Origin of the sequence: Streptomyces sp. NPDC051064, from assembly GCF_044455985.1 — a bacterium.
Classification (GTDB): Bacteria; Actinomycetota; Actinomycetes; order Streptomycetales; family Streptomycetaceae; genus Streptomyces.
On record NZ_JBITFK010000006.1, the window covers coordinates 590,532 to 612,619 of the forward strand.

18 protein-coding genes and 3 pseudogenes are annotated in these 22,088 nt (G+C 68.6%); 8 read left to right on the forward strand and 13 right to left on the reverse strand.

Going from position 1 to position 22,088, the window contains the following annotated elements; genetic code table 11:
• Positions 1–120: 120 nt before the first annotated feature.
• Positions 121–951 carry an alpha/beta fold hydrolase gene (locus ACIBCU_RS24270; RefSeq protein ID WP_399233849.1) on the forward strand — a complete coding sequence of 277 codons (831 nt, stop codon included), beginning with the start codon at positions 121–123 and terminating at the stop codon, positions 949–951.
• Positions 952–1,251: 300 nt separating this feature from the next.
• Here the strand turns inward: ACIBCU_RS24270 and ACIBCU_RS24275 are convergent, their stop codons facing one another.
• The 3 genes from ACIBCU_RS24275 to ACIBCU_RS24285 all read right to left on the reverse strand — a co-directional run bounded on the left by ACIBCU_RS24275 (position 1,252) and on the right by ACIBCU_RS24285 (position 5,415).
• Positions 1,252–3,576, reverse strand: coding sequence for an FUSC family protein (locus ACIBCU_RS24275; protein ID WP_399233936.1), 2,325 nt, complete (start codon positions 3,574–3,576; stop codon positions 1,252–1,254).
• Between the two features lie 397 nt (positions 3,577–3,973).
• Positions 3,974–4,249 carry a hypothetical protein gene (locus tag ACIBCU_RS24280; RefSeq protein ID WP_399233851.1) on the reverse strand — a complete coding sequence of 92 codons (276 nt, stop codon included), beginning with the start codon at positions 4,247–4,249 and terminating at the stop codon, positions 3,974–3,976.
• Positions 4,250–4,431: 182 nt separating this feature from the next.
• Positions 4,432–5,415, reverse strand: a complete 984-nt coding sequence (locus ACIBCU_RS24285; RefSeq protein ID WP_399233854.1) for a helix-turn-helix domain-containing protein — start codon at positions 5,413–5,415, stop codon at positions 4,432–4,434.
• A 347-nt stretch (positions 5,416–5,762) separates the two neighbouring features.
• Here ACIBCU_RS24285 and ACIBCU_RS24290 point away from each other — a divergent pair, with 347 nt between their 5' ends.
• Positions 5,763–9,038 (forward strand): S8 family serine peptidase, encoded by a 3,276-nt coding sequence (locus ACIBCU_RS24290; RefSeq protein ID WP_399233856.1) that lies wholly within the window; start codon positions 5,763–5,765, stop codon positions 9,036–9,038.
• Between the two features lie 422 nt (positions 9,039–9,460).
• Here ACIBCU_RS24290 and ACIBCU_RS24295 read toward each other — a convergent pair whose 3' ends face one another.
• Positions 9,461–10,312 carry an NmrA/HSCARG family protein gene (locus tag ACIBCU_RS24295; RefSeq protein WP_399233858.1) on the reverse strand — a complete coding sequence of 284 codons (852 nt, stop codon included), beginning with the start codon at positions 10,310–10,312 and terminating at the stop codon, positions 9,461–9,463.
• A gap of 628 nt (positions 10,313–10,940) precedes the next feature.
• Positions 10,941–11,819: an oxygenase MpaB family protein gene (locus ACIBCU_RS24300; protein ID WP_362940444.1), complete on the reverse strand. Its 879-nt coding sequence runs from the start codon at positions 11,817–11,819 to the stop codon at positions 10,941–10,943.
• A gap of 363 nt (positions 11,820–12,182) precedes the next feature.
• On the opposite strand from ACIBCU_RS24300, the pseudogene ACIBCU_RS24305 reads away from it, so the two are divergent.
• From ACIBCU_RS24305 to ACIBCU_RS24315, 3 genes and pseudogenes are all read left to right on the forward strand, one after another.
• A pseudogene (locus ACIBCU_RS24305) lies at positions 12,183–12,722 on the forward strand (glycoside hydrolase); the annotation flags it as partial.
• A gap of 220 nt (positions 12,723–12,942) precedes the next feature.
• Positions 12,943–13,506, forward strand: a complete 564-nt coding sequence (locus ACIBCU_RS24310) for an IS630 family transposase (RefSeq protein ID WP_399233861.1) — start codon at positions 12,943–12,945, stop codon at positions 13,504–13,506.
• Complete coding sequence (locus tag ACIBCU_RS24315) at positions 13,476–13,937, forward strand: IS630 family transposase (protein WP_399233863.1); 462 nt, start codon at positions 13,476–13,478, stop codon at positions 13,935–13,937. Before ACIBCU_RS24310 ends, ACIBCU_RS24315 begins: the two co-directional genes overlap by 31 nt.
• 302 nt (positions 13,938–14,239) lie before the next feature.
• Here the strand turns inward: ACIBCU_RS24315 and ACIBCU_RS24320 are convergent, their stop codons facing one another.
• Complete coding sequence (locus tag ACIBCU_RS24320; RefSeq protein ID WP_399233865.1) at positions 14,240–14,857, reverse strand: nuclease-related domain-containing protein; 618 nt, start codon at positions 14,855–14,857, stop codon at positions 14,240–14,242.
• Between the two features lie 144 nt (positions 14,858–15,001).
• Between ACIBCU_RS24320 and ACIBCU_RS24325 the strand changes: the two genes are divergently transcribed.
• Complete coding sequence (locus tag ACIBCU_RS24325; RefSeq protein WP_399233867.1) at positions 15,002–15,784, forward strand: hypothetical protein; 783 nt, start codon at positions 15,002–15,004, stop codon at positions 15,782–15,784.
• Here ACIBCU_RS24325 and ACIBCU_RS24330 read toward each other — a convergent pair.
• From ACIBCU_RS24330 to ACIBCU_RS24340, 3 genes and pseudogenes are all read right to left on the reverse strand, one after another.
• Entirely contained in the window at positions 15,763–16,716 is a 954-nt protein-coding gene (locus ACIBCU_RS24330; RefSeq protein WP_362940432.1) for a hypothetical protein, read from the reverse strand. The genes ACIBCU_RS24325 and ACIBCU_RS24330 overlap by 22 nt on opposite strands.
• A 159-nt stretch (positions 16,717–16,875) precedes the next feature.
• The gene (locus ACIBCU_RS24335; protein WP_362940510.1) at positions 16,876–17,352 is read right to left on the reverse strand and encodes a DNA/RNA non-specific endonuclease; all 477 of its coding nucleotides are present in this window, start codon (positions 17,350–17,352) and stop codon (positions 16,876–16,878) included.
• Positions 17,353–17,364: 12 nt separating this feature from the next.
• Positions 17,365–18,053: pseudogene (locus ACIBCU_RS24340) on the reverse strand (RHS repeat-associated core domain-containing protein); the annotation flags it as partial.
• 98 nt (positions 18,054–18,151) lie between these two features.
• Between ACIBCU_RS24340 and ACIBCU_RS24345 the strand changes: the two are divergent.
• Complete coding sequence (locus ACIBCU_RS24345; protein ID WP_399233869.1) at positions 18,152–18,985, forward strand: hypothetical protein; 834 nt, start codon at positions 18,152–18,154, stop codon at positions 18,983–18,985.
• 252 nt (positions 18,986–19,237) lie between these two features.
• Positions 19,238–19,837 carry a hypothetical protein gene (locus tag ACIBCU_RS24350; RefSeq protein WP_399233871.1) on the forward strand — a complete coding sequence of 200 codons (600 nt, stop codon included), beginning with the start codon at positions 19,238–19,240 and terminating at the stop codon, positions 19,835–19,837.
• A gap of 19 nt (positions 19,838–19,856) precedes the next feature.
• On the opposite strand, the gene ACIBCU_RS24355 is transcribed toward ACIBCU_RS24350, so the two are convergent.
• The 4 genes and pseudogenes from ACIBCU_RS24355 to ACIBCU_RS24370 all read right to left on the reverse strand — a co-directional run.
• Entirely contained in the window at positions 19,857–20,681 is an 825-nt protein-coding gene (locus ACIBCU_RS24355; RefSeq protein WP_399233873.1) for an IS5 family transposase, read from the reverse strand.
• A gap of 72 nt (positions 20,682–20,753) precedes the next feature.
• The gene (locus ACIBCU_RS24360; RefSeq protein ID WP_399233877.1) at positions 20,754–21,380 is read right to left on the reverse strand and encodes a recombinase family protein; all 627 of its coding nucleotides are present in this window, start codon (positions 21,378–21,380) and stop codon (positions 20,754–20,756) included.
• Positions 21,381–21,398: 18 nt separating this feature from the next.
• Complete coding sequence (locus ACIBCU_RS24365; protein WP_399233879.1) at positions 21,399–21,596, reverse strand: hypothetical protein; 198 nt, start codon at positions 21,594–21,596, stop codon at positions 21,399–21,401.
• A gap of 187 nt (positions 21,597–21,783) precedes the next feature.
• Positions 21,784–22,026, reverse strand: a pseudogene (locus tag ACIBCU_RS24370) (helix-turn-helix domain-containing protein); the annotation flags it as partial.
• Positions 22,027–22,088: the final 62 nt, after the last annotated feature.

The window sequence follows — 22,088 nt, forward strand, 5'->3', positions numbered from 1 at the left end:
GCGCCCTCGGATCACACATGCGCCGCCGGGCACCTACATTGACGGGGCAGGCTCCGACGAGAACCTGATCGTCCCTGCCGAAATCAATGTGCCAGCTGTACTCCTGGAATGGGGAATGTCATGCCTTTCATCAGCGTGGGCGAAGAGAACTCCGCGCCCATCCGGCTCTATTACGAGGACCACGGCTCGGGCCGACCGGTGGTGCTGGTACACGGCTGGCCGCTGAACGCCGCCTCCTGGGAGAAGCAGGCCGCCGCCCTGTTGGATGCCGGCCACCGGGTCATCACCTACGACCGCCGCGGTTTCGGCCGCTCGGACCAGCCCGACACCGGCTACGACTACGACACCTTCGCGGCGGACCTGCACCAGCTGATCGTGCAGCTGGACCTGTCGGACGTCTCACTGGTCGGGTTCTCGATGGGCAGCGGGGAGGTCACCCGCCACCTCGGGACCCATGGCTCCGATCGGATCCACAGGGCCGTGATGATCGGTGTCGTCCCGCCGTTCCTGCTCAAGACCGAGGACAACCCGTCGGGGGTGGACGGCGCTGTCTTCGAGGGGATCCAGCAGGCGATCGTGGCTGACCGCCCCGCCTTCCTGGCCGGGTTCCTGCACGACTTCTACAACGTGGACGTGTTGGGCGGTGAACGGGTCAGCGACCAGGTGGTCCAGTACAGCTGGAACGTCGCTACCGCCGCCTCCGCCCGGGCCACGCTGGCCTGCGTCGCCGCATGGCTGACGGACTTCCGAGAAGACCTGCCCAAGATCGAGGTGCCTACGCTGATCATTCACGGCGACGCCGACCGGACGCTACCGCTGGACGCGACGGCGATCCCGCTCTCGCAGCAGATCGACGGCGCGAAGCTGGTGGTGATCCCTGACGCTCCGCACGGCCTGATCTGGACGCACGCCGCCGAGGTCAACGCCGAACTGCTGGAATTTCTGGCCTGATCCGACCACAGCGCTCTTTCGGGGCCGCCGCCCTGCACGGTTCTGCCCCGTTCCCGCGGGTCGCCGGCCGGGTGGGCGGGCCTGCCCCGATGCCAGGGCCGCCACGATGCGAGGCCGACAAGGAGTTGGCCTCCTGCCCGGCAAGCGGACCGACATCCACGCGCCGCACTCCCTCCGATCCGGTTGGGGTGCGGCGACCGCTCACCTCACCGCCATCGCATTCCGCCACACGGCAACTGGGGCCTGACCTGCCGGCCCCCGGTCCGCCACCGGCCGGCGCTCCTCGTGACCAGGAGCGCGTCAGGCACTTGCGGTGTGCGGCGGCTGCCGCCGGGCGCCGGCGCGGCCCGCCACCATGTTCATCCTGTGCTGCAGCGCGGCTGCCGCCCGTGTCGGCCCCACCACCGACCTCTGGAGCTGCTTCGCCACATCGATGTGGTCCGCGGTCCAGATCATCCTGATCGCCGTGCTGGTGCCCTGCCCGCCGCCGTCGGTGAGGTCCCGGCGTACCGCGTTGATCAGTCGGTCGTCCGCGGTCTCGTCCCGCGTCAGCCGCTCGGGCACCTCGCCGTAACCGGACAGTGCCCGTGCAGCCTCCTCGTACCACTTGCAGACCTGCAGCCCGGACCGGACGATGTCGGCACGCGCCGTCGTGTGCTCACCCGCCGCCCCGTCGTCGTCCTGCTCCCAGAGATCGACGATGGCGTCCGCGGTCAGTCGCAGCACGGCGACCGTGGTCATCAGCACCGTCACGTCCGCCAACGCGATGTACTTGGTGCCCCGTTCGGCGAGGAAGCAGCGGAAGGCGTCGTCGAGCCGCCGGGCCGCTGCCGCGGCGTTGCGCCGCTCGTCCTCCAGCGTGGGGGTGTCCGGCGCGAGCGCGTCGGACCGGGCCACCCCGTTCTCGATGGCAGAGCGCAGATAGCCGGCGCTCTCCGCGAACGCCTCGGCCGTCGCCTGGCCGAGGGCCGCTCCGGCTCCGCGGTGCCAGAACAGTATGCCGATGCAGGCGCTGACCGCGCAGCCGATCGCGATGTCCTCGAATCGCACCAGCCCGATCGTCCAGCCGGCCGGGTCGATGATATTGAACATGATGAGCAGGGCGGCGGTGAAGCCGGCCTGGCCCGCGGCGAACGAGATGGCGGTCGGGGCGAGTCCGGTGAACATGATGGCCGGTGGGAGCAGAATCCAGAACACTGTGGTGTTGGAGCCCAGGACAAAGATCAGTCCGCTGCCCACGATGATGCCGACGACGGTGCCCACCAACGCCCGTAGAGCGTGCTGACCGGTGAGTAGGGCGTTGGAGCGCAGAACGGCCATGGTGCCGAACACCACCCAGAACGAGTGCTGTACGCCGGTGAATTCGGCTACGAGAACGGCCAGGCCGAGGGCGAACGCGCCGCGGAGGCTGTTGTGCAGCCAGACGGAGTGGGGCTCGATATGGGCGCCGGCCCTCTCCTGCACCGACGACAGCGGGGAGGAAACGCCGGCGGGCCGTCGACCGAGCGCACGCTCCCACCACCGGCGGTTGCGTGCGGCGATGCCGAGTTCGATGTTCTCGGCGATCGAACTGACGGCGATGCTTACCTCCTGTGCGCGGAAGCTGGGTTCCAGCGAGCTGATGAACCCTGCGACGACGGACCGCTGCGACCGCCCGTGCGTGGACACAGTCACGGGCAGGGCAGACGTCGCCGCACGCTCCATGGCCGTGCGTGCGTCCCGAAGCCGCTTCTGATCCAGCCGTAGCCCGGCGGGGTCGCCGTCACCTGCTTCCAGTCGGTCGGCCCCCCGCTCAAGCAGGTCCGCCGCCACGAGCATGACCTCGTACACCGCCGCGTCGGAGGGCGCGGCAGGACCGCCGAGGGGCATGCGCTCCAGGATCTCCTCCAGCCACACCACCTCGTCGACCAGCCGGACGAGCGTGCGCGCCTCTGTGGTCAGCCCGGTCGGCCGGTAGGGGGCGTCGAAGAACGACGTGCGCAGCGCAGCCACTGCCGCGGATGCCTCGGCCACCAGTTCGTCCAGTGCCGTTCGTCGGTCGACGGTGAAGTTGGCGTGCACGCAGTCGGCTTCCGCGCGCAGCCGCTCTGCCAGCAGGGAGCAGGACCGCGCAGTCGCAAGCCGCAGCGGCTCGCGGACGGGCGCCGGCCACAGCATGGTGATCACGATCAGGGAAGCCGCACCCGCCATGAGGTATCCAGCCAGACGGTCCGGGATCGAACCCACGGGCCCGGGCAGCGTCACCGCCAGAAGAAAGCTGGCCAGCAGGGAAGTTGACGAGCTGGCGATGACCGAGCTGACGACACCCGAGAACAGCACTCCGAACCCGACCAGCACCGTGACCACGGCGGCCGGCCAACCCGATCCGGCGACCAGCGTCCCCAGGCAGACCAGCACCGCCCCCGCGAACACGAGCGAGCCCTGTGCAGCGAGCCTTTCGCGCAGCGGACCTCCGAAGTCGACAAAGATCAACAGCGCAATCGAGCCGAACGCCGCGAAGGTCGCCGTCGTCACATTGCCGATGCCCTCGACACCGAGGGCGAACAGGCCGGGCGCCACCAATCCGGCGCGGCACGCCCGGCGCAGTGCTGCCAGCCCTGCGTCGCGGGTACGCAGCAACTGCATGACGTTCACGGGCAGTCTCCTTGGTCGACGTCGTAGTCATGGTCGTCCGTTTGCAGCCCCATCAGCACCGTAACGACGACTGCGCGCGGCGCTTGCCGCTCACTGCACCCGGGGAAGTCCCCCAGTGCACTGTTCGCCTCTTGAAGCCCTTGAAGCCGCGCAGGACGCAGGCGAGGGAGGCGAAGGCCTCGTGGAGTTCGGTGCGGCGTTCCGGTCGGACGGCGAGGCGTTTGAAGTGGGCCGGTCGGCGCGGGGTGTCGGTGGTGGCCGTCCGGGGGGAGGTCCGCGAGACGCAGAGGTGTCTGACCCGAACGGCCACGGGACTCGTGGTCGCCCTCCCTGAGCTTCGCCGAGCCGGGCTGGATCCACAGGTCGTCGAACTCCTGCGAGCCCGCCGTCACCGACAGCAACGGCTCCTGGATCCACCAGCGGGCGTCAGGGACTGCTCGCCGTCGTTGCCCGGCGCCACCGGTGCCGTCCAGATGCCGTCGTAGCCGTCGCCGATCTCGACGCTGTCGGTCATCGAGCTCCGGTCGCCGAACTCGCGGTGGCAGTCGAGGCGCCGGGCGACGTTCTCCGTCTTCCGAGGAGTGACCGCGGTGACCTGCCGCAGCTTCGTGCCGTCGAGCAACAGGTCGGTGTCGCCGGCGATGTCCACCTGCGGGAGGGCCAAGCACGCGTCTCAGGACGATGGCTCTCCGGGCGTACCCTCGACGGAAGTCGGCGTGGACGGTGTACCGCCCGGGCGGTAGAAGGTCGTCGGAGGAACCGCCGCCGTAGAGGCCGACGGCACCGTACGCACCCGCACCCTGCTCGGCGTCAGTACCCGCCAGCTCCCTGCGTCGAGTTTGCCGGTCAGAGCCAGCCTCGCCGGGTGGCTTCCATGGCGAGCTGGAAGCGCGTCTGGGCGCCGAAACGACGCATGAGTTTGGTGATGTGGCGCTGGACGGTGCGTTCGCTCCATACGAGGGCTCTGCCCGCTGACTTGTCGGTTGCTCCCGACGCCAGCAGCGTCAGCAGCTTCTCCTCCTCCTGTGACAGCCGCTCAGGACCGTCCTCGTTCGTGAGCGGCTTCGAGGGCCTTATCTGGACACTTCGCTCCCACATCGACTCGAACAGTGCCACCAGCGCGTCGAGCAGGGGCGAGGGGTGGATGACATAGGAGGCGGTCACGGCGTTGTCACCCGGACGCAGCAGAGGGAGCATGGCGATCCGGTCGTCGGATATCGCCAGCTTGGTCGGCAGACCGGTGGCGATCCGGGCCTGTTCTCCGAGGCGGATCCCCGTCGTCACGTCCTCCAGCCACCCTGGCAGTTCGAGCACCGAGCTGTCATAGAGCACGCGGTACTTGACACCTCGTTCGAGCAGTTCGAGTTCGATCCCATTGGGCTGGGAGTGGCCGGCGGCCGCGGCATACGGTGGGCAGTCGAAGCCCCGCACCTGGGTCTGGCTGGCCCGCTGCATCTGCACCCAGTTCCGGTTGACCTCGTCCCTGCCCGAGATGACCTCGACGAGCTCCCCGGGATGCGCGAAGCGGCTGCCCGCGCGATAGAGGGCCATCAGGGTCGAGAGATGGGAGCGCACGCCGTTCAACGCCCTCTCCCGTTCACGCAGTACGGCCTCCAGAGCACTGTCGGGTGGGACCGCGGCGTAAGTGACGGGCCGTCCGGGCACCAGCGAGGCCAGCCCGAGGTCGACCAGTGACCGCAGTGAACGGCTGGTCGCCTGTGCGGTGAGGAGGCAGTCATCGGCGAGTTCCGCGGTGGTGGCTTGTGTTCTTCGTATCAGGGCGTCGTATACGGCTTCGTCGCGCTCGTCCAGGCCGATCGCTTCCAGCATGGAGTGTCACCTCAGTCCCATGGTGTGTGCGCCTGTCGTCTTCATGCCAGTTGACGGGAAGTCGCCGCCGGTTGATCTTGTCAGGAGCTCGCAGCGGATGTCAGCGTTCAACCAGCTACAAGATCGGCTCGACAACACGACGTGGACACACGTCGCAGAAGGAGTGCCCCATGCCGCTCCCGGCCCGTCCGCCGCGCGGGCAACATCGCTACAGAGCCTTGTTGTCCGCCCTGGGCATATGCACCACCCTGCTGACAGCCGCTCCTGCGATGGCGCAGGGCACCGGACCCGGTCCGTCCTCATCGACGGCCGTACGATCAAAGATCGACCCCAGTCTACTCAAGCGGATGGACACCGCCGAGGCACGCGGTGACGGCCGCATCGAGGCGGCCGTCGTCCTCCAGCAGAGCGCCGGAGACCCGGCGCCGGGTGACACCACGGCGGAGGTCCACCGCGAACTGGCCGACGACGCAGAGTCCGGCCAGGCCCCGATCGTGGACCTGGTGGAGGCCCGCGGCGACCGCGTGCTCAACACGTTCTGGCTCAAGAACATGGTTCTGGTCGAAGCCACTCCGGACACCTTGGCCGAACTGACCTCGTTGGCCCCGGTCGACCGCGTCATCCCCAATTTCACCCTCAAGGCGCCGCCCGGCGAAACCGTGGACAAGAGCAAGTCGGCCCTCGCCCGCGCCACCACGCAGGCGACCACCTGGGGTCTGGCCAAGATCGGCGCCGACAAGGTGCACAGTGAAGAGAAGATCACCGGCGACGGTGTCCGCGTGGCCGTCCTCGACACCGGCATCGACATCAACCACCCGGACCTGGCGGGCAAGCTGGCCGGTGACGACCCCGACGACGCCACCCATCCCGGCGGCTGGATCGAGTTCGACACCGACGGCAACCCGGTACCGGGTTCCGTACCGCACGACAGCAGTTACCACGGCACCCACGTCGCGGGCACCATCGCCGGCGGAGACGCCTCCGGCACGCAGATCGGTGTCGCCCCCGAGGTGGACCTGATGGGTGGAATGGTCATTCCCGGCGGCAGCGGAAGCCTCGCGCAGGTGATCGCCGGCATGCAGTGGGCCATCGCCCCGTACGCCGCCGACGGCAAACCCGCCGGGAAGCCCGCGGACGTCGTCAGCATGTCACTCGGCTCCGACGGCTACACCGACGAACTCGTCGAGCCGGCCCGCAACATCCTGCGCGCCGGCATCTTCCCGTCCTTCGCCATCGGCAACCAGTGCCTCCAGGGGTCGGCGAGCCCGGGCAACGTCTACGAGTCCGTCTCCGTCGGCGCGACCGACTCCGCGGACAACGTTCCGGACTTCTCCTGCGGAGAGGTGGTCAGGAAGAGCAGTTGGAGCGCCCCGCCCGGCGAGTGGCCCGACTCCTACGTCGTACCCGACGTCTCCGCACCCGGGGTCGAGGTCCTGTCGAGCATGCCGGACGGCGGCTACGGCACGCTCGACGGCACCTCGATGGCCACTCCGCACGTGTCCGGCACCGTCGCCCTCATGCTCCAGGCGCAACCGGAGCTCTCCGTCGACGAGACCCTGTCCATCCTCACCGGTACGTCCTTCTTCGACGACCGTTACGGCGAGCGCCCCAATCCCCGCTTCGGCTACGGTCGCATCGACGCCTACGCGGCGGTGAAGGAGGCGTCCCTGCGCAGCGGCGTGCGGGGCACGGTCACCGACGGCAGGACCGGGAAACCGCTGGCGGGTGTCTCGGTCACGCACACGGACACCGGCCGCAACGTGACCACGGACGAGGAGGGGCGCTTCTCGATCCGGCTCGCGCCCGGCGCCCACGACCTGACTCTGTCCCGTTTCGGGTACGTGGACACGCAGACCCGGCAGCGGGTCAGCGCCGACCGCTACACCGACGTCCGCCTGAAACTGGCACAGACCCGGCGGGGGACGGTCACCGGCACGGTGACGTTCGAACCGACCGGCACGACCGTGCCGGGGGCGACCGTCACCGTCCTGGACGTACCTGACGACCTGACCGCGGTGACGGACCACAACGGCCGCTACACCATCCGGGACGTGCCCGTGGGCGCATACCAGGTCAGGGCGTCCGCGCCCGGCATCTCCCGGTCCAAGCCCATGGCCGTGAAGGTGGACGGCCGGTCCGGCGCGGCCCGGAACACCCGCCTGGTGCTGCCACGCCCGTCCGCCACCGATCGCGTGTCCCTCACGGCACAGGGCGGCCAGGCCAACAACGACGCCTGGTGGCCCAGGGTGAGCGACGACGGGCAGGTGATCGCCTTCGCCAGCCCCGCATCGAACCTCGTCGCCGAGGACACCAACGGTAGCCTCGACATCTTCGTGACCGACCGGGGCACGCAGACCACTGAAAGGGTGTCGGTCTCCTCGGACGGGGCCCAGGGCGACGACTTCTCCCTCACCCCGACCCTCAGCTCGGACGGACGCTACGTCGGCTTCAGCAGTGGCGCCGCCAACCTCGTCCCCGGCGACACCAACCGGCAGACCGACGCCTTCGTCCACGACCGGACGACCGGCGCCACGGAACGGGTGTCGGTGGCCTCGGACGGCACACCGGCCAACGGCCTGTCGTCGGCACCTTCGCTCAGCGCCGACGGCAGCTACGCCGTGTTCAACAGCGACGCGGACAACCTCGTGTCCGGCGACACCAACCACGCCACGGACGTGTTCCTCCACGACCGTCAGGCGGGCACGACCGTCCGCATCTCACAGGCCGAGGACGGCACACCGGCGAACGGCTCCTCCCGTGAACAGTCGATCAGCGCCGACGGCCGCTACGTGGCCTTCCAGAGCGCGGCCGACAACCTCGCGCCGGGCGACACCGACGCCGTGACCGACGTCTTCGTGCACGACCGTGTGACCGGCACCACGACGCTGGTCGACGGCCCCGACGGCGAGAACACCGGTCCGCAGATCAGCGGCGACAGTCACACGATCACGTTCAGCAACGGCTGGCAGCTCTACGCCCACGACCTGCGCACCGGCGAGAACGAGCAGGTCTCCGTCACCGGGGGCGGCGAGACGGCCGACGATTGGGCCTTCGCACCCTCCCTGAGCACGGACGGCACGAAGGTCGCCTTCTTCAGCTACGCGGCCAACCTCTCCCCCGGCGACACCAATGGCAGGCCGGACGTCTTCGTACGCGACCGGACCGCCGGCACCACGACCCGGGTCTCGGGCGGCCTGGAGGACGCCGAAGCGGACGGCATCTCCGACCTTCCCGCCCTCAGCGGCAACGGCCGGTACGTCGCCTTCGAGAGCACCTCGGCCAACCTCGTCGGTGACGACACCAACCGTCACTCGGATGTCTTCGTCCACGACATGGTCGCCGGTCCCGAGCCGCTCTTCGCGCTGAGCGATCTGTCTGTGACCCCGTCCCGGGCGCGGCCCGGCACGCCGGTCCATGTGACGGCACGTATCAAGAACGTCGGCGAGAAGACGGGAACATACTCTGCTGCCCTGTTGGTGGCGGGAGAGTCCGAGCAGCAGCGTTCCGTCATGGTCCGCACCGGCGAGGAGGTACGCGTGCAGTTCACCGTCCGCCGCAAGGCCGCCGGGACGTACACCATCGGGCTCGGCCCGCTGACCGGTCGATTCACCATACGCAGGTGACCGAGCCGGCCCGGTTCCGCCTGAACCGGGCCGGCATCACCTGCTCGTGAGCGTCGGGCGGCCAGACGCCTCGGACAGTGACCGACGCTCAAGCATGTTCTGGAGTACCGCCGGGATGCCGGTCAGCCGGCCGAGGCCGGAAAGGCGCCCGGCGCGACCGATTCGGCCACGTCGCGAAACGCACAGCCGTCTCCGGCGTGGGCTTGTGGATGGCGGTGAAACGCCGCGCACGCCGTCGCCCAGCAGCGAACACCCCGCAGGCCCGGCCCACGAGCTGGGCCCGGTCCGAGCGCAGGATGATCCTGGGCTCAGTGCGGGTATCGGCCAGCATCAGCGAGGCGGCGAACACCATCAGCGGCGTCTTGCCTGCCACGGCTTCGCGTGCTTGTCCATCGGCCGTGGCCGACCGGTTCCAGCCTGCTTCAGTGGGAAGCAGCGAACGCGCGTTGCGCCCATTCGGAGAAGCTGGTCCAGGCGATGTCCGGATGGGCCGCATGCAGCGCCGGGATGTCGACGCGGTAACCAGGTCCGTCGAGGAACGTCCACATTGCCTGCATGTCCGGATTGCCGATCGCCTTCAGCGGTACGTACTCATGCCGGACTTCCCTTCCCAGGGCCGCGCTCAGCGCGGCTGCCATCTGTGCCGGGGTGGGTGCATCGCTGGCCAGCTCAATACGCTGCCCCACGTAAGGGGCGGGGTTGAGCAGCACCCCGGCCGCGAACACACCGAGGTCGGGTCGGGCAAGCTGCTGCAACGGCCTGTCGGAGGGTAGCGGCAGGTCGAGCACCCCGCCGAGGATGCGCTCCGCTCCGCCAAGGGCGTTGTCGAAGAAATACGCCGGTCCCAGGACCGTATACGGCACATCGCCAGAGGCCAGCTCGGCCTCGACGCGGGCCTTACTGTCGAAATGCGGTACGCCGCTCCCCTGGTCGGCCCCGGCCACCGAGCTGAACACCAGATGCGGTACACGCTTCTCGCGGGCAGCAGTCAGGATTGCCTGCCCCTGAGCCACCTCGGCGTCCACGCCGGCCTCGAAGGGAGTGGTGAAAGCGAAGACCCCCGCCACCCCGTCCATCGCTGCGGCGAGGGATCCGCGATCACTCAGGGAACCCGCCACAACGTCGACGCCCCGATCGGCCAGTTGGCGCGCGGCCTTCTGCTCGGGGTCACGAACCAACGCCCGCACCCTGGCCCCGCGACCCAACAGCGCGTCGGTCACGGCCCTGCCCTGTCCGCCGGTTGCGGCAAGCACCAGGATCGGCTCATCAATCATCGGAGAACTCCCTCGTTGTGGGCACGCAGCCATGGACTGACAGCGGCAGCACCGACCGTATCCGGCCGTGGCGGGCAGCGTGCGAGGCAACGCGGCGTCCATGCGATGGACATGACCGGCCGCCACTCGAGACCGGCGCGCCACGTCGAAGGCCATGTTCCCGTAGGGCAGCAGGTTGTCCCTGCCTTCCCCGACTCCGTATGCGCAGCCGGGGCGCGCGAGCGTGCGCCGCTGGGCCCGGGCCCTGGGCGAGATGGACGGCGGCGTCGGGGTGGAGCCGCTCGCGGTCGCGGGGGGGTGCGTGGTCCGCGGCCGGGTGCGGGTTCATGGGTGGGGTGCTCTCCCACCCGTCCGCCCGCGGCCGCGGCCTCGCCCGGGCCGTTTCCGGCTTCGTCCTGGACGCCCTCGTCAACCGCTACGGCCGAGCGGGCAGTGCGCACGCACGGGAAGGCCCCGACTGGTGGCGCCTGCCTCACCCGGGCCGGAAGAGTTCTCCGTAACGTGGACGTGGCAGCTCGGTGCCGTGGCAGGCCGGACGGACCCGGGCTCCTGCTGCCCGGCGTTGCACGGACGGCCGGCGGAGGGGTCGGCCCCGGAGCCAGGGCACGCTCGGGCGACTCCGAGTCACTCAGGACCGTTTTCCGTCCTCGAGCCCGCGCATCGCCCATCCGATCAGACCTGTAGCTGCTCGCCCTGCCGGCATCAGCACCCATCGCTCCCCCGGCCCCCAACGCGGAAGGCCTAGTTCGCCGGTCGCCCAGCGGGGCAGGAGGGCGACAGCGTTGGTCGCCAGGGCTGCGTAGAACGGCAGCGCGAGAACAGGTATCGGTGGCCGCAGCAGCAAATACCGACTGGTCTCCCGCGCCTGCGGCGTACACCGCAGCTCCGCTCGGTACTCCTCCAGGCGTGCGCTCAGAGCCTGGGTCGACCGAGGCGGGGAGATGACACCCAGCGCCTCGGCAACGCGGGCCATTTCCGCGACGTACCGGGAGCATTCGTCTTCCGTCAGGGGCCGCGCCCCGAACCTCTGGTGCGCTCTGAGGAAGCTCTCGGTCTCGGCCACGTGCACCCACTCCAGCAGGTGGGGATCGGAGGCGCGGTACGGCACGCCCTCGTCGGTGACGCCCCGGATCCGCGCATGCACGCCCTTGACCCGCTCGCAGGCGGACTGCGCGTCCTCGGCCGTGCCGTACGTCGTGGTGGCCAGGAAGGTACTGGTGCGCTGCAGCCGCCCCCAGGGGTCTCCCCTGAACCCTGAATGGGCGGACACCGCGGCCATGGCTGCGGGATGGAGAGACTGCAGAAGCAGTGCGGACAGTCCGCCGATGAACATGGCGCTGTCCCCGTGAACACGGCGTACCGGACTGTCCTGCGGGAACCAGCGGGGGCCAGGCGTGTTGTGGATCGCGTCCCTGTTCCGGGGGCCCTCCGGACCCGCGACCCGCTCGAACAATAGCTCGCCGGCGCGCTCACGCAACGCGTCGAGCGCGCCCGATAGAACGACCATCGACGCTCCTCAGGGCTCTGAAGCGTGCCGGCCGGGCTCATGCAGCCGAGACGGAACCGGCAGCCCTGTACCCATGGTCCTCAGGGATCGAAGTGCACGCCACTCACGCCGGCGCCCGCCGTCACACCCCCGCACCTCATCGAAGGGGTAGCACGTACCGGTACCCCGCGCCCTCACGACCTGTGCGCTGAGAGTCTCCAAGCTCCCTCCCCCGGTCAAGTCTCGAACGTACGACGCTGCTGGTTGACACCCAGCGCCCAGTACGTCAGCGCTATTGACACTTACGTTTCAAAGGTTTTACGTTCCGTGACACATGAGAGCGCTCTCACGCACTCTCTGTCCCCACGTGACGAGGTGCTGCCCATGCAAGCCTCCCTCTCCAGACCCGTAGCGACGACGGTCCTGGCCCTCGCTCTGGCCGCTGGGGGTCTGGGACCTGCCGCGTCCCCCGCGGCAGCCGCCACCATCCCAGCAGGTTCCGGCAGCTACACCGACAGCCGCCCCGCCGGTACCTCCGGCCCCACCACCAACACCGGCGCCCCGGTCACCCCCAAGCTCACGGCGGCAGCCAAGGACAAACCGGTGCCGACCAACGGCTGGTGGTCCTCCATCGCTTACCAACGCTATGGCGACAACCCGTACTCCACCCCGATGTACGGGCACCCGCTGACCTATCAGGCGACCTCCGGCGGACTGGAGGTCGGCTACCCGACCACGCCCGTGGTCGTGGGCGAGGGCCGCCAGTACGAGTACGCGCACAAGGCGGACCTCACGGTCGGCCTCAGCGGTCTGAACTCCCCGGACACCAAGGCCGACGACTGGTCCGACTGGACGGTCACCCCCTACTGGTCGGACGGCACGCGCACCCTGCGCACGACGATCGGGCACGGCATGCCCTTCGTGTCGTGGCCGTGCCGGTCGAATCGCCGCCGTGGTAGTTGTAGTCGAGCACGCAGGTATAGCCCTGCCGCATCTGCCCGGGGTGCTCCTCGCCGTCCTCGCCCAGCTGGAGCCACGGGCAGTCCGGGCCGCCGTGGGCCGCCCCGGCCCTCAGCAGGGTGATCACCCCCCCACGCTAGCGGGACCACGAAAATCGGCGCAGGAGGCCCTGCGGTTGCGGGCGGTGGCCGCGTTGGCGGCGGGCCGGGACCGTGAGGACGTGGCGGCAGTCTTCGGGGTGTCGCTGAAGACCGTCGACAAGTGGTGGGCGAAGTGGCAGGCAGGCGGCCGGGAAGCGCTGGTGATGCGCCCTCGCGGCAAGCCGGTCGGGGTGCATCAAGTGCTCGGGGAGGCTGAACAGGCCGCCGTGCGGCAGGCCGTCCTCGACCACCGGCCCAGCGAGGTGGGCCTGGGCGGGCAACTGTGGACGCGTCGGCTGATCGGTGAGCTGATCGCGGAGCTGTACCGGGTGAAGCTCACCGAGCCTGGAGTGGGCAAGTGCCTCAAGCGCTGGGGGCTCTCTTTCCAGCGCCCGGACAAGCGGGCCGTAGAGCAGGACCCCGAGGCCGTCGCGCAGTGGCATGCCGAGACCTGGCCAAGGATCCGTGCGAGGGCGAGGGCCGACGGCGGTGAGGTCCTCTTCGCCGACCAGGTCGGGATCCGCTCCGACCAGGTCACCGGCCGGACCTGGGGGGGGAGAAGGGCCGAACCCCGATCGTGCGGCGGAGCGGCAACCGGTTCTCCGTGAACGCGATGTCCGCGATCAGTACCAAGGGCCGGATGCACTTCATGTTCTTCACCGAGAGCTTCACCGCCGAGGTGATGTGTCGCTTCTTGGACCGGCTCGCCGGCCACTTCGACCACAAGATCCACCTCGTGGTCGACGGGCACTCCGCCCACCGCTCGAAGAAGGTCCGCGACTGGCTCGCCGCCCACCCCGACGCCGTCGAGCTGCACTTCCTCCCCGCCTACTCGCCCGAGCTGAACCCGGACGAGCTGGTCAACGCCGACCTCAAGCACAGCCTCCCCAAGCAGCACCGGGCCCGCGATCAGACCGAACTCGCCGCGGAGACCCGTCGTTTCTTCCGCAGACGCCAGCGCCAACCGCACATCGTCCGCGGCTACTTCGGTGGCCCACACGTCCGCTACGTCCTGAACGAGAACCCCATGAGTTTCTGATCAATAAGCGATATACGTAACAGCGCTTTTGACGGGCAGAAACAGGACTTGCCCAATAAACCCGCAGCTCAGGGCCGTGCGAGCACTGGTCCGAGGTCGGCCGTAGCCCCGCACTCTGCGCAGGCGGAAGCGTCGGCCGCGCTCCGCAGGCCGGGCCCGCGCCCGCCAGCTCCGGGACGAGGACGAGCTGTCGTTGCGCGAGATCGCGGCCGCGCTGGAGACCGAAGGGCTCCGCCCGAAGCGTGGGGACCACTGGCACCCGGAGACCAGCCGCCGACCCTGCGCCGACGCGAGCGCACCGCCTAGGGAACGACGCAGGGCCCGGCCAGGGCGGCCGGGCTCTGCTGTCTCTTCCTCGTCAGGAAGCCGGGGGCAACGTCCGCTCCGCCAGTTGCCCGACCGCCGACATCCGAGCCGAGTCCCACCCAGATTCGGGAGGAAGGCTCCGGAGGAGGCCCCGAAAGTCGCTTCGCCTCCACCACGGTCACGCCGCCCAGTTCGAGGCGCCCGCGCGGCGCCGGGACCTTCGCGCCGTGCACGGCGACCACCGGGCGGACCGGGACGCCGAGCGCGCGGGCCGCCTGTTCCGCCTCCCACACCACCGTCTGCAGAGCGCGGGTCTGGTCATACCGGCCGAACCGCAGGATGCCGCCCTGCACGGTCAGCCGGGACTTGCCCGACGTCCAGTTCTTCGTATCGACGTACAGGGCGCCGGCGGCCGTGAAGGCGAGATGGTCGAGGTTCGCGCGACTCCCGGGGATCGCCCGATCGTGGAGCACCACGGCGTGGCTCCGGCGGACGAGCGGAGCCAGGAGCTTGGCCGTCCGCGCCTCCCCGGCGGCGCCCACCGCCCAGCTGTTGTGGCTCCGGCGGTACAGCCGCCGTACGCCGAGCCCGCCCACGACCAGCGCGGCGACCATGCCGAGCTACCAGTTCGTCAGCGAGCCGACCACCCACCCCACCACCGCGGCGGCCGCCGCGAGTAACGTCAGGAAGGAGGCGCCCCGATCCCGGCGGACGGCTTCCTGCTGGACCTGCCGAAGGTCTTCGAACGCTTTGTGACGATGACACTCGGCGAAGCCCTGGCCCGCCACGGCATCCGCTGCGCTCCCCAGGACGTCCACCGCCTGGACGAGGCGCGCCGGGCCACTTTCCGCCCCGACCTGGTCCTGTACCGCGGGGGCCGTCCAATCTCGGTGATGGACGCGAAGTACACGTTCCTCAAGGTCGCGGCCCCACCCGTGGACCACCTCTATCAACTCCTGGCGTACTGCACCGCCCTGGGCATCACCCACGGCCATCTCATCTACGCGGCGACCAGCCCAGGCACGACCCCCACCGACCACGTGATCCGCTGTTCCCCCGTCACGATCACCGCCCACGCCCTGAACCTGAACGAACCCCCCTCCCGGCCTCCTGGCGCAGATAGCAGCCTTGGCGGGCAGAACAGCGACGGCCGTCACCGCGTGAATCCGTCTGACGTGCCTACTCGCGGCTTGGTGGCCGTCACTGCCCGCGGGCCGGCACGACGCCGCCGCATGCGTAACGTGGACCCGCGCTGGCACCCGGGCCAAACCGACCGCTACGTGCTGCCCGCCGACGTCGAGCGGACCGCAGCCCGGAAGGAGGCGCAGACCCTGACCGGGGCCGCTAGCTTTGATGTTGAACAGGCAGCGCCCAGGAAGATGACGTGGTCGGTTCCACGCCGGGGACGGCACGTGAAGCAAGGTGCCTTGTCCGGGACGCCGGCTTCGGCCACACAGGAAGGATTTCTCCAGCACCGCTGGGTTGGCCACCGAGGCCGGCAAGGACGAAGGCTTTCCGGCTACTGGAAGCTGAGACGGTGAGGGTGAGCCGGATCGGAGGGGCAGGTGTGTACGCGCATCAGGCCGCGGCCGAGGTAGACGTCAGTCGGGTTGGTCGCGTGTGGGTCGTGGGAGTCCTGGTCCTCGATCGGCAGCCAGCTGCGTGAGGCGCCGTCACATTCCCACATGTCCACGGTGAGCAGGGGCGGCATCGCTGCCCCGCACACCTCGCAGTCGACCGGAGCGGGGTCGGTCAAGTGCCATGAAGCAAAGCCGCCGACCTTCCAGCCAGGGGCGATCGACAGATCGCTCATGTAGTTGATCTCCTCGGGCTCGACAGCTTCGGCTGCGGCCATCGCCTCTTCGTACTCCTCATACGTTGCGTAGCTGGCAGGTGGAGCGGAGTTGTATTCGTCGTCCGCATCGTCCTCGTCGAGGCGCGCCTCCTCCCACTCGTCGATCGCCTCCTGGAGTTCCTCCTCCAACAGGCCGAGGTACTCGTGCTCCACGACGCGCTCGGGGTGTACGACGCACGTGTTCGGCACGCATTCCTTCCGGCCGACCACGGGAGGTTCGGGCTGGGGCATGAGTACGGCGCCGACATCGGTGGACCGTCGCCACTTCAGTACGACGTCGATCGTACGGTCGGTGCCGTGCACCTCAAAGGGGCACCAGAAGACCTGCAGCAGGTCGTGGTCCTCGGGTCCCACGAGATCGGGAATCTCGTGTGCGTACAGCTGGGCAACGGCCAGCATCGGCAGCGGGGCGTCGTCCTGAAGATCCGGGAGGTGATTACTCTCGGTCATTCCATCGATCAGGCGCTGTTCCTCGGCGGTGTACTCCCGCCCGCGGGAGTCCTCCAGAATCCTGCGGCTCAGCCGTACGTCGGAGAGAAGGTGGCCCGTGCCCTTCGGGTGTACGGCTGTGCACACCGGCCACGGTTCGTCGGCCGGCCACAGCAGAGGGCCCGCCACTGAGCTTTCCTGGGGCCTGGGGGAGCCGTGGCGAGGGTGGAGCCGTGTGGTTGTGCGCCGGTGGGCTGCCAGGGCAGGGAAAACCGCTTCTACGTCGAGGGGACGTGGCGGGGTGGTGCGGGTCATGGGGGAGCCTTCCAGGTACGGTCGGTGGCGATGTTATACAGCGGTCCGGACACCAGCGGCGGGGTTCTCCAGGCTGTGGGTGAAGGTGTAGCCCTTGTTTCCGAAAGCCGTGAACTCCAATCTGATCGGGATCGGGTTCGCCCCCTCGTAGACCGGCCTGATGCTGTACTGGACGACTTCTTTGTGCGTCTTCACCTGGTCGAAAATCTTGTCTTCCACCTGATCGCGCTGGTCCGGTGAGTTTGTGGGGGTCTGGGTCTCCGTGACGAGGTTGTGCCACGCCAGGGGACCTGTGCCCGGGCCACCCAAACGGGCGGCGAGGAGGTGGCCGCGGGCCTCGTTGAAAGCCTTGCCGTCACCACGCCAGCCCGGTGGTCTGAGCTTGCCCGCTCGCGTCCCCTTGTCCGCGTCGATGATCTCGGGGCGCAGACATGCGTAGACGCCTGTCGGCCGCCCCAGATGGTCCAGACGTCCGTAGCGGATGGATCCGCCCCAGTCGTAGGCATCCATCTGGCAACGCTTCGGCGCGAGCCCCAGGGGGTCGGTCCATACCAAGGGTTGACAACGTAAGTGGAGGGGTTCGGCGCCGGCGCGAGCCCCATGGGGTCCGTGCTGGTGAAACGGGCGGTGTCCGGGTCGTAATGGCGGAAGTAGTTGTAGTGCAGACCGGTCTCAGGGTCGGCGTACTGTCCTGGGAAGCGAAGTGGCGTGTAGGCGGTGGCCGAGGTGTTCCACCCGGTGGTGCCCCAGCACGTGGAGCGGCTGCGCCAAGCCGTCTTCCCCTCCGGGGAGAGGAGTTCGGTGGGCGTGCCCACCAGATCGGTGACGACTGCGAAGAACCGGGCGTCGACCTCGTCGTCTCCCAGTGACCGGCGCTCGTACTGGGACAGAGGACGGTGGCCCTCGTACTCCCAGGTGAGGATTGTTCCGGCTCCTTCGTCGTACTGCTCGACGAGGAGCGGCCCGTCCCATGTGAAACGGGCCGTCTCGACAACCGTGGTGCCGTCCGCGGCCATGCGGTGCTTCGCGATGCGCCGGCCGAGCGGGTCGTAGGCGTAGGTCCACCGGGTGCCGTCGGGCGTGATGCAGGCCGTCAGACGGTCCTCGGCGTCATACGCGTACTGCCAGACGTCCGGCTTGCGCGAGAGGCGGGACCGGCGCCGTACGACGACTCGGCCGGCTGCGTCGTGCTCGTAGGTGACGGCGCCAGCCGACCGTAGGGCGAACAGCCACAGGGCTGGGTGGTGGCGCATCAATCTGATGCAGGCCCCGACAGTCAGTACGGGCGGTCGGCATCGACTCCGGTCCCGTGCAACCAGCGAGTGCCGTTCATCGCCGTCGGCGTTTTTCCCGGCCTAAGCTCCTTGCGGCCATCTGGTCGGGCGGGGTCGCCGTTGCCGCTATCGTGATCGATTCAAACCTGGGGGGAACGATCGTGCGAATACCATCTGGCACTACGGCGTCCGGCGCTGCGTGCATCGCGCTGACCATTGCGCTCTCTGGATGCTCTGAGGGCGCGGAGCCACGGCAACTGTCGGCTGCGCAGTTGCTCGGCGAGGCGAACAAGACGATGAAGTCCCTCAGGGCGGTGACGATCGCAGCGCGCCTGACCAAGGAGGACGGGCGCTGGGGTACCACCTGGATGAGGACCGACCTGAAGGGCACGTGTTCCTTCAGGTCAGCTGGCAGTACAGGCGAGAAGCTCGAACAGATCCGTATCGGCGACACCGATTACATCCGCCCGAACCTGAAGCACATGCAAGTGTCGGGGATAGACACCAAGGGCCGGAAGGATCAGAAGGACTGGGTTAAGACGACCGTCGATCCGGCCACACCTGCCGACGAGGACGGACTCACCGACTGCACCCGCACCTTCGCCTCGTTCGGGAACGCCGCCAAGGGGAAAGCAGGCAAGATCGACGGAGTGCCGACGACCAGTCTGATCGTCACCGACGCGACGGACGAGGGTGCCACCTACACCTTCCACGTGGCGGCCGAGGGCAAGCCCTACATCTACCGGGTGGTGTACAAGAGCCCCGACTTCCGCAACGTCACGACATTCAGCGACTTCGACACCCCGCTGAATGTTGAGCCCCCGAAAACCGACGTGATGGACCTCTTCGACTACTCCCCCTTCTCCTAGCGAGCAGGCGGACTTCACCGCGTCCCGGCAACCCATCGCTGCCCTCAGTCCTTCATCAGTACCTGTTTCTGATCCCTACTCGGTGGACGTGCCCCTGGACCACTCGGGTTTCGTCTCCCCGAACGGCAAAAGAGGTGCAGCTCCGTGGGCAGCAATCAGATTGAGGCGAAGTCACGTGTCCGGACAGCGCTCACTGCGAGTGGTCAGTGACAGCTCGGAGAGACGTCACAGCGCACTGGATACCCTCTCGGTATGAAAATCATGGTGGGAGGCGTCGTTGCCGGGATGGGCTTTGGGGCGGTTACCTCGCTCGTCAACGCGCTTTCGTCGCCGTATGTGGAGCTAGGGATGTCGTTTACGGGCACCGTCTGGGCCAAGGCTGCCAAGGTGCTCAGCCTGCTGATGGACGCGGGCTGGTCCTGGGCCGCGCTTGCGGTGGCTATGGGCTGGCTGGCCGGGACATGGGTCCGAGGTGCGCTGGTCGGGGCCCTGGCGCTGGTCGCTGCCACGGTGGCGTACTACGTGACGGATGTCTTCGTCTCGGGAGCCGGCACGGATATGGTCACCTGGTTGATGGTGGGTCTCCCGTTCGGACTCGTCCTTGGTGTCGTAGGTGCAGCCATCAGGCAGCCTGGATTGGTTGGCTTGCTTGCGGCGTTGACGGTTCCGGTGGGTGCGGCCGTGCAGATGGTCGTGATGCCGCCTCGACCGCACCTCACCTTGACCCCGGCAATTATTCTCGCCGAGGTCATCGTCTGGGCGGCCGCTGTGCTCGGTGCCGGCTGGGCTGTCTACCGTTTCTGGGCTGAGAGGCGGGCGGCGCTATTTATGCAGCGCGTTCAGTCCGGCTGAGAAGTAGTGCACCCAGAGGTCACGAGCAGGTTGCTGCGGAGTTTTTCCGGGTGAGGCGCCTGGTCATGAGAGTGATGGCCGCCCAAGTGATCAAGGTTTCGGAGTGTTGGACGAGGCGTTCGTAGTCGCGGGCGTGCCGGCGGGCGTGCATCATCCAGGCCCATGTTCGTTCGACGACCCAGCGGCGGGGCAGCACGATGAACCCGGAGGCGTCCTTGGGGCGGCTCACAGTCTTGATCGTGAGGCTGAGGTACTTCTTCGCCCAGGTCACGAGCTTTCCGGCATAGGCGGAGTCCGCCCAGACGATGGTGATCTCGGGATGCATCAGGCGAAGGCGGAAGAGGAGTTCCTTGGCGGCGTCGCGGTCGGTGAGCGACGCCGGGGTGACCATGACCAGCAGGGGCAGGCCGCGGGTGTCGACCACCATGTGCCGTTTGCGGCCATTGATCTTTTTTCCCGCGTCATAGCCGCGCGAGTCCCTGCCGACGGTCTCGGCGGCCCTGACGCTCTGGGAGTCGATCACGGTCGCGACCGCTCGTGGGCCTTTGCCCATCTCACGGCGGATCCGGCCTGAGAGGTGATTGCGGATCTGTCCGATCACGCCGGCAGCGGCCCAGCGGGCCATGAAGCCCCAAACGGTCCGCCAGGGCGGGAAATCCGCAGGCAGAGCCCTCCATTTGCAGCCGGTGTCCACGACGTATCGGATCGCGTCAACGATCTCGCGGCGAGGGTGCTTCTCCGGCCGGCCACCGGCTCTGGTCTCGCATGCTGGCTCGGGCAACAGCGGTTTGATCAGGGCCCATTCGGCATGGGTGGTGTCGGAGGGATAGTGGCGCTGACGCATGGCGGCGGCTCTCCCTCCGTTCATTGGTGAGCGGTCCGCCCGGACTGAGACCGGGCGGACCGCTCGTGATGGTCAGGCAGAGACGACGAGATCGAGGGTGGATTCGATGGAGTTGAGCTGAGCGATGATGTTCGCGCCGGTGGTGATGACGAGGCGCTTGGCGATGTCGCGCAGGCTCATCTCCTGGTGGCGCAGGTGAAGGGCCATGGACAGCATGTCGTCGTCAGTGACCCCGGCGCCGCCGATGGTCTTGCCACGCTTCCGCGCGGACTCGTGGCCTTCGAGAGTGCGGTCGCGGATGTACTCGCGCTCCATGCCGGACATCGCCGCGAGCACGGTGAACACGATGCCGGACGGGTCATGTGAGCCCTTCAGTTCTCCAGTGAGGAATTCCAGGCCGACGTCGCTCGCCTTCAGCTCCTCTGCGAGCATGGCGAGTTCGATGCCGCGGCCGAGCCGCTTGTGTTCGTGGACGACGAGGGTGACGGCGACACCGGAGGAGCGGATCTCCCCGGCGAGCTTGACGGCGGCCTCCAACTCGGGGCGCTTGGTGGCGCGGGTGGAGATCTTCTCCGAGAAGACCCGGGTGACCCCGGCCTCGCCGAGCGAGTCGAGCTGTGCGTCGAGGGACTGCCGGGCGGTCGATGCGCGGGCGTAGCCGAGGCGGACGTGTCCGACCGGTTCGGCGCCGGCGCGCACGGGCCGGGGCAGCTCGGTTCACGCCGAGCCCGGCTTGCGTACGGCGGGGGTCGGCACGCTCAGGGCCTTGGTGAGTTGGGGCCGAAGGCGGAAGCGGGCGGTGTGGTACTGGATGGCCACCTTGCCCTTCCCGGTCCGGCATGGAGAGCCCGCGGGGGCGGCGCAGGTGGACATCGGGCAGTCGTGCGATTCCACGCGCTTGAAGTCGTCGCTCACGACCCCGGACTGTTTCATGAGGGTGTTTCAGGAGTCCAGCCTTTTGCAACAACTCATGAAACATGATCGCCGCAGGTGGACGGCCTTGGGGAACAGCGGTACAGCGGTTAACGCTAAGCCAGTGATCATGGGCGTCTAGCACAGGTGATCGGTCTGGCGCCGGGGTTCGGCGGAAGATCGTTGAGCGGCTGCGGGCGTCGTCGAGGCGCAGCGCGCGGCTGAGCGCGTCGACCACCTGGGGTGAGGGGTTGCGCTCGCGGCCTTGTTCCAGGCGGGTGTAGTAGTCGGCGTTCACGCCGGCCAGGACGGCGACCTCCTCGCGGCGCAGTCCGGCGACTCTGCGGGCCCCGTAGCTCGCCATGCCGACGTCCTCCGGCCGCAGGCCGTCGCGGCGTGCGCGCAGGAATTCTCCCAGGTGGTTGTCGTCCATGTGTTCAGGCTAGGCGGCGGCCCGGTGCGCTGCCTGGGTGTGCCGCACCCAGGCAGCACGCG